This is a genomic window from Amycolatopsis sp. NPDC047767 (genome assembly GCF_040704195.1).
Classification (GTDB): Bacteria; Actinomycetota; Actinomycetes; order Mycobacteriales; family Pseudonocardiaceae; genus Amycolatopsis.
In genome coordinates, this window is the sequence record NZ_JBEYSJ010000002.1 from 422802 (window position 1) to 438370 (window position 15569).

Here is a 15569-nt window from a genome sequence, read left to right on the forward strand (position 1 = left end):
AAGGACTCCCATGTACCGCAAGGACGGCGAGAGCTATTTCATCGTCGACAGCCACGTGCACTTCTGGGACGGCTCGCCCGCCAACCAGGCCAACCGGTACGGCAAGGGCTTCATCGAGGACTTCTACGACCACCACCGCACCCTCAGCCCCGCCGAGTGGCTGTGGTCGCTGGAGAAGTTCGGCAAGTACTCCGAGGAGACGCTGATCGACGACCTGTTCACGACGGGCTACGTGGACAAGGCCATCTTCCAGCCGACCTACCTCACCGAGTTCTACGTCAACGGGTTCAACACGACCGAGCAGGACGGGGCCGTCGCGGAGAACAACCCCGGGAAGTTCATCGTCAACGGCGCCTTCGACCCTCGCGACGGCGAGGCCGGGCTGGACAAGCTCGAAGCGCTGGCCGAGCGGTGGGACCTCAAGGGCGTGAAGCTGTACACGGCGGAGTGGAAGGGCGAGTCGAAGGGCTGGCAGCTGTCGGACCCGTGGTCCTACCGCTACTTGGAGAAGTGCGAGCAGCTGGGGATCCGCAACGTCCACGTCCACAAAGGACCGTCGATCGGCCGGAGCGAGCGGGCGTCGGACGACGTCGCCGACATCGACGACGCGGCCGGCGCGTTCCCCAACCTGAACTTCGTCGTCGAGCACGTGGGCCTGCCCCGGTTCGAGGACTTCTGCTGGATCGCCACGCAGGAGCCGAACGTCTACGCCTGCCTCGCGGTGGCAATGCCGTTCATCCACACGCGACCGCGCTACTTCGCGCAGGTCGTGGGCGAGCTGTTGTACTGGCTCGGGGAGAACCGCATCACCTTCGCCAGCGACTACGCGATCTGGCAGCCGAAGTGGCTCGTCGAGTCCTTCGTGGACTTCGAGTTCCCCGAGGACATGCAGGGCGACTACGGCACGCTGTCCACCGACGCGAAGAAGAAGATCCTCGGCCTCAACGCCGCGCAGCTCTACGACCTGGAAGTGCCCGCGGAGGTGACCGCCGGGATGGCCGGTGCCCGCGCGTCCGCCGGGTCGGGTTCGAAGGTCCCGGCATGACCGCGGCGACGGCGGAGACGCTGACCAGCAGGGTGTGGCGCGCCCTGGCCGACGTCGTGGACCCCGAGTTCCACGAGCCGATCACGGACCTGGGGTTCGTCGCCGGCGTCCACGTGCGCCTGCACAACGACCGCGGGCACTCGGTTTCGGTGCGGCTGCGGCTGCCCGCGTACTACTGCGCGCCCAACTTCGCGTACCTGATGGTGGCCGACGCGCACGACGCGGTGCTGAGCCTGCCGAGCGTCGACACGGTCGACATCGTGCTGGAGGGCCGCCGCGCCGGCGAGGAGGTCACCGCCGCCGGGTTCGGCGGCCCGGTGCCCGAACAGGCCGGCAGTGAGCTGGCCGAGCTCCCGCCGGAGTTCCGGCGCGAGGCGCACCTGGCTTGCATGGAGCGCGCGGTGCGCAAGCTGGTGGACGAGGGGTGGCGGGTCGACGCGCAGCAGTCCCCCGAGCGCGAGAGCCTGCTGCGGTTCGCCAAGGGCGTGCGGGTGTCCCTCGAGGACACCGCGAAACCGCGGTACTACCGGACCGGCGACGAGGTGCGAGAGGAGGTACCGTCGTGAAAGCGGTGCAGCTGCGCGGTTACGACCGCACCCCCGAGCTCGTCGAGGTGCCCGACGCCCACGTGCAGGGGCCGCTGGACGTGGTGGTGCGGATCGGCGGCGCCGGCGTGTGCCGGACGGATCTGCACATCATCGAGGGCCAGTGGGCGGAGAAGTCGGGCGTCACGCTGCCCTACACGCTCGGCCACGAGAACGCGGGCTGGGTCGCGGAGATCGGCGAGGGTGTCACGTCGGTGTCCGTGGGCGACCCGGTGATCCTGCACCCGCTCGCCACGTGCGGCCTGTGCAAGGCGTGCCGCGCGGGCGACGACGTCCACTGTGTACAGTCGGCGTTCCCGGGCATCGACCGGGACGGCGGCTACGCGGAATACCTGCGCACGAACGCGCGGGCTGTGGTAAAGCTGGACTCCTCGCTCGAACCGGCGGCCGTGGCGGCGCTGGCCGACGCGGGGCTCACCGCGTACCACGCCGCCCGCAAGGCGGCGGCTCTCCTGCACCCGGGTGAGCGCGTGGTGTCGATCGGCGCGGGCGGGCTGGGTCACATCGGCATCCAGGTGCTGAAGGCGATCAGCCCCGCCGAGCTGATCGTGGTCGACCGGTCGCCGGAGGCGCTGAAGCTCGCGGGCGAGCTCGGCGCCGACCACCTCGTGGTGGCCGACGGCTCGGAAGCCCAGGCGGTGCTCGAGCTCACCGGCGGCGAAGGCGCGGAAGCCGTCGTCGACTTCGTGGGCGAGGGCGGCGCGATCGAAGCCGGCGTGCAGATGTTGCGGCGCGCCGGGAACTACTACGTGGTCGGCTACGGCGGGACGCTGGCGGTGCCGACCATCGACATCATCTCCACCGAAATCAACTTCGTCGGCAACCTCGTCGGGTCCTATTCGGACCTCGCCGAGCTGATGGTGCTCGCCGCGCGCGGAAAAGTCGCGCTGCACACCAGCACGTACGCCCTGACCGACTTCGAGAAGGCGCTCGACGATCTGGACCGCGGCCTCGTCCGCGGCCGCGCGATCCTCGTGCCCTGACCGCCGGCAGGTTCAGCCGCGACCACGACCTCCGTACGGAAAGGACAGACATGGCCAAGGACTTGCGGTTCAACGTCGAAGCGCGCCAGCTGCTGGAGTCGGGCGTGAACGCGCTCGCCGACGCGGTGAAGGTGACGCTCGGCCCCAAGGGACGCAACGCCGTGATCGAGAAGCTCACCGGAGCCCCGACGATCACGAACGACGGCGTCACCATCGCCAAGGAGATCCAGCTGCGCAACCCGTTCGCCAACATGGGCGCGCAGCTGGTGAAGGAGGTGGCGATGAAGACCAACGGCGTGGCGGGCGACGGCACGACCACCGCCACCGTGCTGGCGCAGGCGATCGTGCGCGAGGGTCTGCGCGCCGTCGACGCGGGCGCCAACCCGCAGCTGCTGAAGAACGGCATCCAGAAGGCCGTGCAGCGGGTGGTCGAGGTGCTGCAGGCCGGCGCCCGTGAGGTGACGGAGGCGGGCGACCTCGCGCACGTCGCGACGCTTTCGGCCAACAACGACCCGGAGATCGGCGACATCATCGCCGAGGCGATGGGCCGCGTCGGGCTCGGCGGTGTGGTCACCGTCGAGGAGTCGCCGGCGTTCGGGCTGCAGGTGAACTTCGCCGACGGCGTGGAGTTCGACAACGGCTACATCTCGCCGTACATGGCCACCGACAAGGACCGCATGGAAACGGTGTTCGAGGACCCGTACATCCTGCTCACCAACGAGAAGATCTCGAAGGTGCAGACGCTGATGCCGGTCCTGGAGCAGGTGACCCGCACGCAGAAGCCGCTGGTGATCATCGCCGAGAACGTGGACGGGCCCGCGCTGGGCATGCTCGTGGCGAACAACGTGCACAACACGTTCAAGTCGGTCGTGGTGCGGGCGCCGGGCTTCGGGCACCGCCGCATCGCGGAGCTGTCGGACCTCGGCGTGTTCACCGGCGGCGAGGTCGTGACCGGCGACGCGGGGCAGAGCATCGACGCGGTTCGCCTCGAGCAGCTGGGCCGCTGCCGGCGCATCACCATCACCGAGGGCAGCACCACGCTCGTCGGCGGTGCCGGCAACGAGACCGCGGTGTCCGCGCGGATCGAGCAGATCAAGCGGGAACTGGAGCGCGCCGAGAACGAGCACGACCAGGACAGCCTGCAGGCGCGCATCGCGCGGCTCTCGGGCAGCGTCGCGGTGATCCACGTCGGCGCGGCCACCGAGGTCGAGCTGCGGGAGAAGCAGCATCGCGTGGAGGACTCCCTGTCGGCCACGCGCGCCGCCATCGAGGAGGGCATCGTCGCCGGCGGCGGCACCGCCCTCGTGCAGGCCCGCACCGAAGTCGACAGCCTCGACCTCACCGGCGACGCCGCCGTGGGCCGCGACATCGTCCGCCGCGCACTCGTCGAACCCCTGCGCTGGATCGCCATCAACGCCGGCTACGACGGCGACGAGGTCCTGGCCGCCGTCGGCTCTTCGGCCCCGGGGCACGGCTTCAACGCCCTCACCGGCGAGTACGGCGACATGTTCGACGCGGGCGTCATCGATCCACTGAAGGTGACCCGCTCGGCACTGCAGAGCGCGGCTTCCATCGCGGCCCTGCTCCTGACCACCGAGACGCTCGTGGTGGAGGAGATCATCCAGAACCCGGGCGCCATCATCGCCCCCGGCTTCGGCGACCTCGCCGAGGGCATGGTGCGGCCTTCCAACATCTACTGACCTGCCGGCCGGGCACTGCTTCGCTCGACGGGACCGGGTGCGGAACCGGTTTCGGTGCCGTCGAGCGAGCAGCCCGCTTGGTGGCGGTGGTGTGTGGCAAGTCGCGTCGCTGGTCGGCAAGGTGCCACGCCGATTGGCAAGTGCCGGGCGGAACGGCTTGTTGCCGGCACCTTTGGCACCAAGCCGGCTGAACCGGTCAGCCGCCCTGGCAAGCAGGCGAACCAGATGGCGAATTGCCAAACCCCACGGCATCCCGCCACCTACTTTGCCGCTTGCCAAGGGCCCTGGCACGAAGCCGCCCCCGATGGAAACACACCACGACGAGTCGCCACTTGCCGGAACGACGTGACAGCCAGCCACGCCACCGGCAAGTCGCCAGGCCAACGGCAAGGCGGACGGCAAGAGCCGGCCGCCACCGCCACGGCATCTCGCCAGGCCAATGGCAAATTGCCACGGCTTTGGCAAGACGCCACGGCAACGGGGCGTTGCCTTGGCAAGTTGCCACGGGAGCCGCAGGTTATCCGTGGCAACGGCAAGACGCCATGGACGTGGCAAATCGCCATGACAACGGCGAGGCGCCTCGGCAACGGCAACTCGCCGAGACAGCCGCAGCAATGGCAAATTGCCACGGCGTCGGCAAGACGCCACGGCAAACGCAAGACACGACGGCGAGTTGCCACGGGAGCCGCAGGTACCCGTGGCCGTGGCAAGGGCAAATCGCCGTGACAAGGGCGAGAAGCCGTGGCAGGCGACCGACGGAACGGCAAGGTGCCACAGCCCGTGGCAAGTGGACAGCCGGACCGGTCGGTTGCCGGGGTGATCTGTCACCGCGATGGCAGGTTGCCAGGACGCATGGCAAGTGAGGCAGCCGTGGTAACGGCGGCCGGGGCGAGGAACACGGCCCCGGCGAACCCGGACTCGGTTCCCGGCGCGGGACGCCCGCCGGGGGCCGCGGCCGGTCGTGAGTACGGGTGGTCGCGGCGCCCGGCTCACGCCCGGTCACGAGGCAGCGTGGCCTCGTGCACCGTCGGTGGCCTGTGCGGAGGACAGCATGATCTTCATCGTCGTCAAGTTCACCGTCCGGCCCGAGCGGAGCGAGGACTGGCTCGGCCTGGTCGACGACTTCACCCTCGCCACCCGGCGCGAGCCCGGGAACCTGTTCTTCGAATGGTCGCGCAGCGTCGACGTGCCCCACCAGTTCGTGCTGGTCGAGGCCTTCGCCGACCCCGAAGCCGGCCGCGCGCACGTGAGCTCGCCGCACTTCGCGGACGCGATGGCGTGGATGCCCGACGTCATCGCCCGCACCCCGGAGATCGTCAGCCTGGACGCCCCCGGCGCCGGCTGGAGCCCGATGGGCGAGCTCCGCATCGACTGACCGCTCCCACCACAAGGCCGGACCGGTCCGGACCGCCGCGACGGGTCCGGACCTGTCCGGCCGAATCACGGGGAAATCACCCGGGAATCGCCCGGCGGATCACCCGAGCAAATCCCCCGCGCACCCCGTCAACGCTTTCTCCCCCGCCGACGCCGCGTCGCGCGGGTGAGGATCCAGGCCAGCGAGACGACCATGCCGCCCACCGCCAGGCCCCAGGCGGTCACGTCCACGGCGGGCACCCACGTCACCTCCGAGCCGCGGATGACGAACGCTCCCGTCGGCCGCGCGAAGAGCCCGAAGCCGACGCCTTCTTTGTCCGGCGCCTCCTGCCCGCCGCCCCCGCCGCCGGTCACCATGGCGGCCGGGATGACAACGATGCCATCCTTCTCGACCGGGTCGCTGTAGACGCGCTGCGCCGTGTACAGCTCCGCCGTGGACGCGGTGATGTCCTTGAGTCCCATGTGGTCACTCCTTCGTCGAGTCGCTGCCGGTCACGATCCTCGTCGATTACAACGTCCGGGTGAAGTCCCTGGCCACCTCGGCTCACGTTGTTAGCGTGGACGCCGCTGACTCGACGGACGGTGGGGACATGACAGCACCCGTGCAGGAGCGGACCGGCAGACCACGAAGAACGAACGAAGGAGGGAAACCGTTGTCCCGCAAGGAAGAACCAGGTCTGGTGTTGAGCATCGCACTCACGACGGCGCTGGGTTTCGCCTGGGCGGCCGAGGTGGGGGTCGGTGTCGGGGTAAGCATCGGGAACCTCGTGACCGGCAACGCGGGCAAGCCGCTCCCCCGCTGAAAAACCCCGAAAACCGCAGCATCACAAGGAAAACCGCACCGAAGGAGCGGCAGATGCTGATCGTCGCCGGGCATCTCGCCGTCGACCCCGGCCGCCGCGACGCCTATCTCGCGGGCTGTGTGAGCGTGATCGAGCACGCCCGCGACGCACCCGGCTGCCTCAGTTTCTCCCTCACCGCGGACCTTCTCGACCCCGGCCGCATCGTCGTCTTCGAGCGCTGGGAGTCGCGGGAAGCCGTCGAAGCGTTCCGCGGCAGCGGCACGAGCGACGAGCAGAACGCCGAAATCCTCGCCGCCGACGTGGCGGAGTACGAAATCGCCGGCGTGCGCGACCTGACCTGACGAAAAGGTTAAGACCAGATCGTCACGTACACCGGCGGCCGGAACCGCGAGGGCGGCACGCCACTGCCCGGCGCGCGCATCACGTGCATCGCCGCCGGCGTCGTCAGGAAGTGCCGCAACGAGTTCGCGGCCCCCGTGCGGCGGTCGGTCGGCAGGGTGGTCACGTACCAGCACGTCGACATCGGTGTGTGGCGCGTCGGCACCACCGCCAGCTCGTGACGGCGCAGCTGTGGCGCCACCAGGTGCTCCAGCGCCACCGACACCCCGCCTCCGCTGGCGGCCGCCGACCACGCGGCCGTCTGGTTCGGGAAGACCTGGATCGCGTCGTCGGGCACGCCGAGGCGGGCCAGCAGCCGGCCGGTGTCGCTGCCCGGGTCGGCGCCCGCCGGGTCGAGCAGCCACGGCCAGTGCGCCGGGCTGCCCTGGTGGCGGCAGTGCGGCGAGCCGACCACCACGAGTGACGCGCGGAAGATCGGTGTGCAGTCGAGGTCGCCGCCATCTCCGGTCACGTCGGGGCCCAGCGCCACATCGGCGAGCCGGTTGGTGATGAGCACGGGCAGCTCGGCGGTGCGCGCGAGCCCGGACGACGCGTCGATCGCGTTGCCCGATCTCCGCGTGAACGCCTCCAGCAGCGGGTTGGCCACGAACTCCGCGATCTCACTGGTCACCGCCAGCTGCAAGCGCGCCGCGACCCCGTTGGCCTGGCGCACGGCGGCGTCGGCCTCCGCGCCGAGCGCCACCATCTGCGACGCGATGGGCAGCAGCCGGCTCCCGCCCGCGGTGAGCGTCATGCCGCCGGAGCGCTTGATGAGCAGCTTGTCGCCGTGGTGCTGGCGCAGCGCGGCCAGCGCCTGGGACACCGCGGGCTCGCTCACGCCGAGCGCCTTCGCGGCGTCGGTGACCGACCCCAGCCTCGCCACCAGGACGAACGCATTGAGCTGGCCCAGTGTCATGGTCAAATACTCTCGGTAACCCCGGATCCTGGACAATACTCCTTAAGCAAAGGGTTAATCCAGCGCCGCGCGAGGCGCTCGGGCGGTGTTGACTCGCCCCATGGACGACGAAGCGCTGCAAGTCCTGCGCGAGGTCTGGCGCGCCCAGGGCCAGGACGCCGACGAGCTGGAGGCGGCCTGCGGGCCCCAGCGTTCCTGCAAGAGCATGTCGGCCGTGGGGTTCGGCGGGCTCGCCGAGAACGGCGACCTGCACGCGGCGTGGCACGACCAGCTCGCCCGCGAGGGGAAGCTGAAGCCCGGCACGAGCACGGTGCGTGACCTCGTGCTCGGCGCGGACGAGCAGCCGTAACGGGATGGCCGAGCCGGACACCGTCGCGGGGCTCACCGCCTCCCTGCGCGACGGCGCGTACCTCGCCGACCGCGGCCTCGCCACGGCGCTGCTGGTCGGGCTGCGGCTGCACCGGCCCGTGCTCCTCGAAGGCGAGGTCGGCGTCGGCAAGACCGAGGTCGCGAAAACCCTCGCCGCGGTGCTCGGCCGCCGCCTCATCCGGCTGCAGTGCTACGAGGGCATCGACACCGCCCAGGCCCTCTACGAGTGGGACTACGCCCGCCAGCTGCTGCGCATCCGCGCGCTGCAGGACCACCAGGCCGAGTCCGGCGAGGTGGTCGAGCAGCTGTTCGGGCCCGAGTTCCTCGTCGAACGGCCGCTGCTGGCCGCCGTCCGCGCGGGCGCCGGCGCCGTGCTCCTCGTGGACGAGATCGACCGCGCCGACGACGAGTTCGAAGCCTTCCTGCTCGAACTGCTCTCCGACTTCCAGGTCACCGTGCCCGAGATCGGCACCATCGTCGCGCCCAGCCCACCACTCGTGGTGCTCACCTCCAACCGCACCCGCGAGCTGCACGACGCGCTCAAGCGCCGCTGTCTCTACCACTGGCTCGGCTACCCGGGCGCGGACCGTGAGCTGGAGATCGTGCTCGTGCGCGAGCCCGGCGTCGAGGAGGCCCTGGCGCGCCAGGTCGTGGCCGCCGTGCGCCGGCTGCGGGAGCTCGACCTCGCCAAGCCGCCCGGGGTCGCCGAGACCATCGACTGGGCCCGCATGTTGCGGTTCCTCGGCGAGGACACGCTCGACGCACGCTCCGCCGGCGACACGCTCGGTGCCGTCGTGAAGGACCGCGACGACCTCGACGTGGTGCGGGCGCACCTCGCGGAACTCGCCTCCGGTGGCTGAGCTCACCCGGGTGCTGGTGGGTTTCGCGCGGGCCCTGCGCGAAGCCGGCCTGCCCGTGGGCTCCGGCGACGCGCTCGGCTGGTGCCGCGCGATGACCGTCCTCGACACCACCGACCTCGCCGACCTCTACTGGGGCGGGCGCACCACGCTGCTCAAGCGTCACGAAGACCTCCCCCGCTACGACGAGACGTTCCGCCGCTACTTCCTCGGCGCCGGCGAGCCGCCGGCGGCGGTGCTCACGATCCTCGCCGAGTCGGGCGTCGACGCCACCCTGGCGCTGCCCGAACCCGAACGCGCCGGCGACGAGCGGGAGACCGACACCCTGCTCGGCCTCACCGCGTCCGATGTGGACAGTCTGAAACGCAAGTCCTTCGGCGCCTGCACGCCCGAGGAGCTCGCCGCGATCCGCCGCATCGTGGCCCGGCTGCGCCTCACGCCGCCGAAACGCCGCACGCGCCGCACCCGGCCCGCGCGCAAGGGCCACGAACCGGACCTGCGCCGCACGGTCCGCGACTCGCTGCGGACGTTCGGCGAACCCCGCGCGCTGCGCTACCGCGAACGCCGCGTGCGGCTGCGGCCGCTGATCCTCGTCCTCGACGTGTCCGGCTCGATGGCCGGCTACTCCCGCACGCTCCTGCAGTTCGCCTACTCCGCGCGCCGCGCCGCCGCGAAGGTCGAGGTGTTCTGCTTCGGCACCCGCCTCACGCGGATCACCGACCAGCTGGGCACCCGCGACGCCGACGAAGCCCTGGCGCGCGCGGCCGAAGCCGTGGTCGACTGGGAGGGCGGCACCCGCATCGGCGCCGCGCTCGACGAGTTCGTGCGCACCTTCGGCCGGCGCGGCCGGTGCCGCGGCGGAGTGGTCGTGATCTGCTCCGACGGGTTCGACCGCGGCGACCCGGACGTGCTGGCCAAGGCGGTGGAGCGGCTGTCGCGGCTGTGCCACCTGCTGGTGTGGACGAACCCGCACGGCGGCGCCCTCGGGTCGGCGCCGCTCGGGATGAGGATCGCCGCGCCGTACGTGGACCTGCTGGTGACCGGCCACGACCTGCGCAGCCTGGAGGAGCTCGCGGCAGCGTTGCCACGGGCTCGGTGAGGAGCACCGGCGATGCGGTGGAGCGTGGGGATCGAAGCGGACGGCGACCGCGTGTTCACGCGCGAGGAGATCGTGAGCCTGGCCGACGCGGTGGCGCCCTCGGGCGGCATCGCCAGCGGGATCGGCACCACGAGCTACGGCGCGCGCCTGCTCGTCGAGGCACCCGACCGCGAGAAGGCGATCACGCTCGCCACGGCGGAGTTCCGCCGCGCGGCGAAGGCGGCCGGGCTGCCGTCGTTGCCGGTCGGGCGCGTCGAGGCCGTGGGCGAGCACGAGTGATCCGCCTCGGCCCGGCCTCGGGGTACCCGTTCGAGGGCCCCCGCCTGCTCGGCGGGTGGGCGCCGCCCGCCGTCGCCGCCGTGTACGCCGTGCTCTACCGCCCCGAACCCGAAGCCCGGCCCGATCGCTACGCCGTGGTCTACGTCGGCCACGCCGACGATCTCTCCCAGGCGGACCTGCCGTTCCGCCACCCGCGCGCGCAGTGCTGGATCGCGCGCGCGGGCTCGCGGTGGAAGGTGCACATCTGCACCTACGAGGTCCCCGGCGGGCTGCCCGCGCACCGCGAGCAGATCGTCCGCGAGCTCACCGCCGTCTACCGGCCGCGCTGCAACGAGGCCCAGTTCGAGCACGCCTGGCACGAGAACTGGATCGGCCACGAACGCTGAGCGCCCCTCTCATCCTCCACGGATGAGGCCCGGCCGTTCGGTCGGCGGCGACGATGCTCCCGGACACGACCGAGCCCGCGATGCGCCGTGACGGAGCTGGAGGCAGGGATGACATCGACAGCCACCGCGCCGCCGCGGGCCGACGTCCTCGTGATTTTCGGGATCACCGGCGACCTGGCGAAGGTGATGACCTTCCGGTCGCTCTACCGCCTCGAGGCCCGCGGCCTGCTCACCTGTCCCGTCGTCGGGGTGGCCGCCGACGACTGGACCCTCGATCAGCTCGTCGAACGGGCCCGGTCGTCGATCGAAGCGACCGGAGACCTCGACAAGGCGGTGTTCGACCGGTTCGCCGCCAAGCTGTCCTACGTCAGCGGCGACTTCACCGATCCGGCCATCTACGACCGGATCGGCACCGTCGTCAAGGGCGCCGCGACCCCGGTGTTCTACCTGGAGATCCCGCCGTTCCTGTTCGCCCGGGTGGTCAAGGGACTGTCCGACGCCGGGCTGACGACCGGTGCCCGGCTCGTCATCGAGAAGCCGTTCGGCCACGACCAGCAGTCCGCGCGTGCGCTCGCCGACGAGCTGCACCGGTACGTCGACGAGGCGCAGCTGTTCCGGGTCGACCACTACCTGGGGAAAATGGGGCTGCAGGAGATCCTCCACCTGCGTTTCGCCAACGCCGTCCTCGAGCCGTTGTGGAGCCGCAACTTCCTCGAGTGCGTGCAGATCACGATGGCGGAGAGCTTCGGCGTCGAGGACCGCGGTCATTTCTACGATCCCGTCGGAGCGCTGCGCGACGTCGTCGTCAACCACCTGATGCAGGTGGTCGCGGCGGCCGCGATGGAGCCGCCGTCACGGGGCGACCCGGTGACGCTCAAGGAGTCGCAGGTCGGCCTGTTCCGGGCGGTGATGGAGGCGAACCCGGCCCACTACGTACGCGGGCAATACCGCGGCTACCTCGACATCGACGGCGTTCCGCGCGACTCGGCCACCGAGACGTTCGCCGCGCTGCGGCTCGACATCGAGAACTGGCGCTGGGCCGGCGTGCCGTTTTTCATCCGGACGGGCAAGCGGTTGCCGGTGACGCAGACCGAGCTGCGGCTGGTGTTCAAGCGCCCGCCCAAGCTGGGCTTCGGGCTGGTCGGGCCCGCGGTGGAGCCGAACCAGCTCGTCCTGCGGCTCGACCCGTCGACCGGGGTCCGGATCCAGGTCGACGCGTACCGCGCCGATGTCGCCCGCATCGCGCCGATCGAGCTCGACATGGAGTTCGCGGACGAGGGCGGCGAGGGCCCGACACCGTATGAGGTCCTGCTCCACGCGGCCATGATCGGCGACAGCACCCGGTTCTCCCGCCAGGACGGCGTCGAGGAGACCTGGCGGGTCATGCAGCCGCTGCTCGACGCGCCGCCGCCGGTGCACGCCTACGAACCCGGGACCTGGGGCCCGGCCGCGGCCCACGAGATCACGGCCGGGTTCGGCGGCTGGCGCACGCCCTGGACGTCCCGCTGACGTCGCGCTGACCCGGCTCGGCCGAGCGGCTTGGGTGGCCGGTCGCCGCCGGCCTCGTCAGGAACGGCCGGCCGACGTCGCCGCGTCGCCCCGGTCGAGGGAGATGTGCGGAACGTCCGCGTCGTCGTCCTCCCACACGACGCGGTGGGGTTTCGTGGACCACTCGACGATCGCGGCGTGGTCGCGCTCGAAGTAGTCCCACGCCCACGACATGAAGGCATCGACCTTGCTGTGCACCCCGCTCAGCAGCATCGCGTGGACACCGAGCCAGGCGGCGAACGCGAGGGGCCCGTCGACCTGGTGGCGGTGCTTGCCGACCTCGGCGACGGCGGCGTTGCGGCCGATCATGGCCATGATGCCCTTGTCCTTGTACTGGAACGGTTTCGCCGGCTGCCCGGCTCGCCGGCGCAGGATGTTGCCCGCGGCCCACTCGCCGGACTGCTGGGCCACGGAGCCCAGCTGCGGCAGCGTCCCGTGGTGCCGGGCCGGGATGTTGGCGGCGTCTCCGACCGCGTATACGTCCGGGTGCCCGGCGACCGTCAGATCGGGCTGCACGTCGACCCGCCCGCCACGGCCGGTCGCGAGCCCGGCGGCGGCCTGCACCACGGGCGCCGCCGACTCGCCGCCGCCCCAGATGACGGTGCGGGTGCGGATGGCGGTGCCGTCGTCGAGCTCCACCCGGTCGGCGTGCACCGCCGCGACTCCCGTGTCCAGCCGGAACTCGGCGCCGCGCTCGGCGAGCCGCTTGTGGGCGTACTGGTGCGACCGGTGGGAGAACGCGCCGAGCAGCCTGCTGCCGCGGTCGATCAGGAAGATCCGGGGGGCGAGCGGGATCCGCTCCATGGCCGCGAGGGCGGTCATCAGCTCGGTGAGCGCCCCGGTGATCTCGACGCCGGTCGGGCCGCCGCCCACGACGACGATGTCGAGGGCGTCCTCGCCGAGCCGTTTTTCCGAGACCTCCCGCACCAGGTCCTGCACGTGCAGCCGGAGCCGGACGGCGTCGGCCACCGAGTAGAGCGGGAACGCGTGCTCGGCGGCGCCCGGGACGCCGAAGTACTCGGGCTGCGCACCGGCCGCGATCACCAGGTGCGATCCGCTGATCTTCTCGCCACCGGACAGCGTCAGCCCGAGGCTCGCGAGGTCGAGCTCCGTGACGCGCGCAGTGCGGACCTCGACCGTCGGGAGGTCGTGGAAGATCACCCGGTGCGGGCGGGCGATGTCCTCCGCGGGCAGCTGCGAAGTGGCGACCTGGTACAGCAGTGGCTGGAACTGGTGGTAGTCGTTGCGGTCGACCAGCGTCACGCCGATGCCCTCGTCGCCGAGCTTCCGGGCACAAGCGACGCCCGCCAGTCCGCCGCCCAGCACCACGACGTCGCGGTTCCCGGTCACAGCGACAGCTCCCCCATGAAGTCGGACAGGATGATCCGGCTCGCCGCCTGGATCAGGGCGAGGTGCGAGAACGCCTGGGGGAAGTTGCCGAGGTGCCGGGCCCGCTCGACCTCGAACTCCTCCGCATACAGGCCCAGTGGCGACTCGATCCGCAGCAGGCGCTCCAGCAGGCTGGTCGCCCGGTCCATCTCGCCGACCATCGCGAGCGCGGAAACCAGCCAGAACGAGCAGATCAGGAACGTGCCTTCCTTGCCGGACAGCCCGTCGTCGGTCTCGTCGGTCTTGTAGCGCAGGACGTAGCCGTTCTCGGTCAGCTCGTCGGCGATCGCGTCCACGGTTTTGCGCATGCGTTCGTCGGTGCCCGGCAGGAAGCCGAACAACGCCGCGAGCAGCGTCGAGGCGTCCAGCGCGTCGGTGTCGTAGTGCTGCCGGAACACCCCCCGCTCGCTCACGCCGTTCTCGAGGATGTCCGCGCGGATCTCGTCCGCGGTCGCTTGCCACTGGCTCGCGAGCTCGTCGTCGTCGCGGATGTTCGCGAGCTTGGCGGCCCGGTCGAGCGCCACCCAGCCCATCAGCTTCGACGACACGTAGTGCTGCGGCTTGCCGCGCGCCTCCCAGATGCCCTGGTCCGGATCGCGCCACACCGCGGTCGCGGCCGCGGCCTGCGACTGCACCAGCGGCCACAGCCGGCGCGGCAGGTGCTTGCTCCGGGCGGTGTGCAGCAGCAGCGAGTCGAGCACCGCGCCGAAGACGTCGTTCTGGCGCTGGTCGAAGGCACCGTTGCCGACGCGGACCGGCCGGGCGCCTTCGTAGCCGCCGAGATCGTCGCGAGTGGACTCGGCCAGGTCCCGGCGGCCGTCGATGCCGTACATGATCTGCAGGCCGCCGTCGGCGTTCGGTTCGAGGTCGCCGACGAACTGCATGAAGTCCCCGGCTTCCCAGTCCAGGTTCAGGTAGTGCAGCGCCTGGAGCGTGAACGTGGTGTCGCGGATCCAGGTGTAGCGGTAGTCCCAGTTGCGTTCGCCGCCCGGCGCCTCGGGCAGCGACGTGGTCAGTGCCGCGACCGTCGCGCCGGTCGGCATGTAGGTCAGGCCTTTGATGGTGAGCGCCGACCGCTCGAGGGAAGGGCGCAGCGCGTGGTCCGGGATGCGGGCCCGGGAGAGCCAGCCGCGCCAGAACTGGACCGTCGCGTCGATCCGGGCTTGTGCCTCCGCGAAGTCGGCCGGCGACGACAGCCCCTCGGCCCACGACAGCGCGCAGAACGTCTTCTCGCCCTTGGTGAGCACGTGCCGGGCCCGTGCGGTGCCACCCTCGATGCCGATGAGCATGTCGGTGCTGAGCCGGAAGGTCTGGCCGGCGCCGGTCGCGTCGGCGTGGTGGTCGTTGCCGTCCATGGCCCAGACGGCCGGCTCCCGCCCGTAGTCGAACGCCGGCTCGCAGACCAGCTCGACCTCCAGCTCACCTTCGAGGCACTCGACGGTGCGCACGAGCAGGTGGTCGGCGTCGTTGTCGGCCGGGGGCCTCGTGTGGGGCGTGACCGTGTCGGGGCCGCGCCGGGGGCCCATCGTCAGGGCGTCGTGGACCAGCAGCCAGCCGCGTGGCGTGTGCCAGGTGGTGGTCATGACGTTGGTGCCCGGCACGTAGGCGCGCGAGGTCGGCACGTTGATCCCGTAGGGACCGAACCGGAAGGATCCGGCTCCGCGGTCGAGCAGGTTGCCGAAGCTGCTCGGGGCGTCGAACGCGGGCAGGCACAGCCAGTCGACGGATCCGTCCGGGGCCACCAGGGCACCGGTGTGGCAGTCGGACAGGAACGCGTAGTCCGCGATCCGCGGGAAGGGCGAGGTCGTGGCGTTCACGGGAGCTCCTTCACAATCGTG

Annotated in this window: 17 protein-coding genes; 13 read left to right on the forward strand and 4 right to left on the reverse strand. The window is 71.1% G+C overall.

What is annotated here, in order from left to right; translation table 11 throughout:
• Window positions 1-10: 10 nt before the first annotated feature.
• From AB0878_RS05180 to AB0878_RS05200, 5 genes are all read left to right on the forward strand, one after another.
• Window positions 11-1045, forward strand: coding sequence for an amidohydrolase family protein (locus AB0878_RS05180; protein WP_366576679.1), 1035 nt, complete (start codon window positions 11-13; stop codon window positions 1043-1045).
• Window positions 1042-1611, forward strand: coding sequence for an iron-sulfur cluster assembly protein (locus AB0878_RS05185; protein WP_366576681.1), 570 nt, complete (start codon window positions 1042-1044; stop codon window positions 1609-1611). The genes AB0878_RS05180 and AB0878_RS05185 overlap by 4 nt, the downstream gene beginning before the upstream one ends.
• Window positions 1608-2633 carry an NAD(P)-dependent alcohol dehydrogenase gene (locus AB0878_RS05190; protein ID WP_366576683.1) on the forward strand — a complete coding sequence of 342 codons (1026 nt, stop codon included), beginning with the start codon at window positions 1608-1610 and terminating at the stop codon, window positions 2631-2633. Before AB0878_RS05185 ends, AB0878_RS05190 begins: the two co-directional genes overlap by 4 nt.
• A 50-nt stretch (window positions 2634-2683) precedes the next feature.
• Window positions 2684-4333 carry a chaperonin GroEL gene (gene groL, locus AB0878_RS05195; RefSeq protein ID WP_366576685.1) on the forward strand — a complete coding sequence of 550 codons (1650 nt, stop codon included), beginning with the start codon at window positions 2684-2686 and terminating at the stop codon, window positions 4331-4333.
• A 1051-nt stretch (window positions 4334-5384) separates the two neighbouring features.
• Window positions 5385-5708 carry a putative quinol monooxygenase gene (locus AB0878_RS05200; protein WP_366576687.1) on the forward strand — a complete coding sequence of 108 codons (324 nt, stop codon included), beginning with the start codon at window positions 5385-5387 and terminating at the stop codon, window positions 5706-5708.
• 128 nt (window positions 5709-5836) lie between these two features.
• On the opposite strand, the gene AB0878_RS05205 is transcribed toward AB0878_RS05200, so the two are convergent.
• Window positions 5837-6169 carry a hypothetical protein gene (locus AB0878_RS05205; RefSeq protein WP_366576689.1) on the reverse strand — a complete coding sequence of 111 codons (333 nt, stop codon included), beginning with the start codon at window positions 6167-6169 and terminating at the stop codon, window positions 5837-5839.
• Window positions 6170-6360: 191 nt separating this feature from the next.
• On the opposite strand from AB0878_RS05205, the gene AB0878_RS05210 reads away from it, so the two are divergent.
• Window positions 6361-6510 carry a hypothetical protein gene (locus AB0878_RS05210; protein WP_366576691.1) on the forward strand — a complete coding sequence of 50 codons (150 nt, stop codon included), beginning with the start codon at window positions 6361-6363 and terminating at the stop codon, window positions 6508-6510.
• Between the two features lie 53 nt (window positions 6511-6563).
• Window positions 6564-6851: an antibiotic biosynthesis monooxygenase family protein gene (locus tag AB0878_RS05215; RefSeq protein WP_366576693.1), complete on the forward strand. Its 288-nt coding sequence runs from the start codon at window positions 6564-6566 to the stop codon at window positions 6849-6851.
• Window positions 6852-6859: 8 nt separating this feature from the next.
• On the opposite strand, the gene AB0878_RS05220 is transcribed toward AB0878_RS05215, so the two are convergent.
• Entirely contained in the window at window positions 6860-7804 is a 945-nt protein-coding gene (locus tag AB0878_RS05220) for a LysR family transcriptional regulator (protein ID WP_366576695.1), read from the reverse strand.
• Between the two features lie 100 nt (window positions 7805-7904).
• Here AB0878_RS05220 and AB0878_RS05225 point away from each other — a divergent pair, with 100 nt between their 5' ends.
• The 6 genes from AB0878_RS05225 to zwf all read left to right on the forward strand — a co-directional run bounded on the left by AB0878_RS05225 (window position 7905) and on the right by zwf (window position 12303).
• Window positions 7905-8153 (forward strand): hypothetical protein, encoded by a 249-nt coding sequence (locus AB0878_RS05225; protein ID WP_366576696.1) that lies wholly within the window; start codon window positions 7905-7907, stop codon window positions 8151-8153.
• 4 nt (window positions 8154-8157) lie between these two features.
• Window positions 8158-9033 carry a MoxR family ATPase gene (locus AB0878_RS05230; protein WP_366576698.1) on the forward strand — a complete coding sequence of 292 codons (876 nt, stop codon included), beginning with the start codon at window positions 8158-8160 and terminating at the stop codon, window positions 9031-9033.
• Window positions 9026-10129, forward strand: coding sequence for a VWA domain-containing protein (locus AB0878_RS05235; protein ID WP_366576700.1), 1104 nt, complete (start codon window positions 9026-9028; stop codon window positions 10127-10129). The genes AB0878_RS05230 and AB0878_RS05235 overlap by 8 nt, the downstream gene beginning before the upstream one ends.
• Before the next feature lie 12 nt (window positions 10130-10141).
• Window positions 10142-10408 carry a hypothetical protein gene (locus tag AB0878_RS05240; RefSeq protein WP_366576702.1) on the forward strand — a complete coding sequence of 89 codons (267 nt, stop codon included), beginning with the start codon at window positions 10142-10144 and terminating at the stop codon, window positions 10406-10408.
• Window positions 10405-10794 carry a hypothetical protein gene (locus AB0878_RS05245; protein WP_366576704.1) on the forward strand — a complete coding sequence of 130 codons (390 nt, stop codon included), beginning with the start codon at window positions 10405-10407 and terminating at the stop codon, window positions 10792-10794. Before AB0878_RS05240 ends, AB0878_RS05245 begins: the two co-directional genes overlap by 4 nt.
• A gap of 108 nt (window positions 10795-10902) precedes the next feature.
• Window positions 10903-12303, forward strand: a complete 1401-nt coding sequence (gene zwf / locus AB0878_RS05250) for a glucose-6-phosphate dehydrogenase (RefSeq protein ID WP_366576705.1) — start codon at window positions 10903-10905, stop codon at window positions 12301-12303.
• A 57-nt stretch (window positions 12304-12360) separates the two neighbouring features.
• Here the strand turns inward: zwf and AB0878_RS05255 are convergent, their stop codons facing one another.
• The gene (locus AB0878_RS05255; RefSeq protein WP_366576707.1) at window positions 12361-13692 is read right to left on the reverse strand and encodes an NAD(P)/FAD-dependent oxidoreductase; all 1332 of its coding nucleotides are present in this window, start codon (window positions 13690-13692) and stop codon (window positions 12361-12363) included.
• Window positions 13689-15548, reverse strand: a complete 1860-nt coding sequence (locus AB0878_RS05260; RefSeq protein WP_366576709.1) for a glycoside hydrolase family 15 protein — start codon at window positions 15546-15548, stop codon at window positions 13689-13691. Before AB0878_RS05260 ends, AB0878_RS05255 begins: the two co-directional genes overlap by 4 nt.
• Between the last annotated feature and the right edge of the window lie 21 nt (window positions 15549-15569).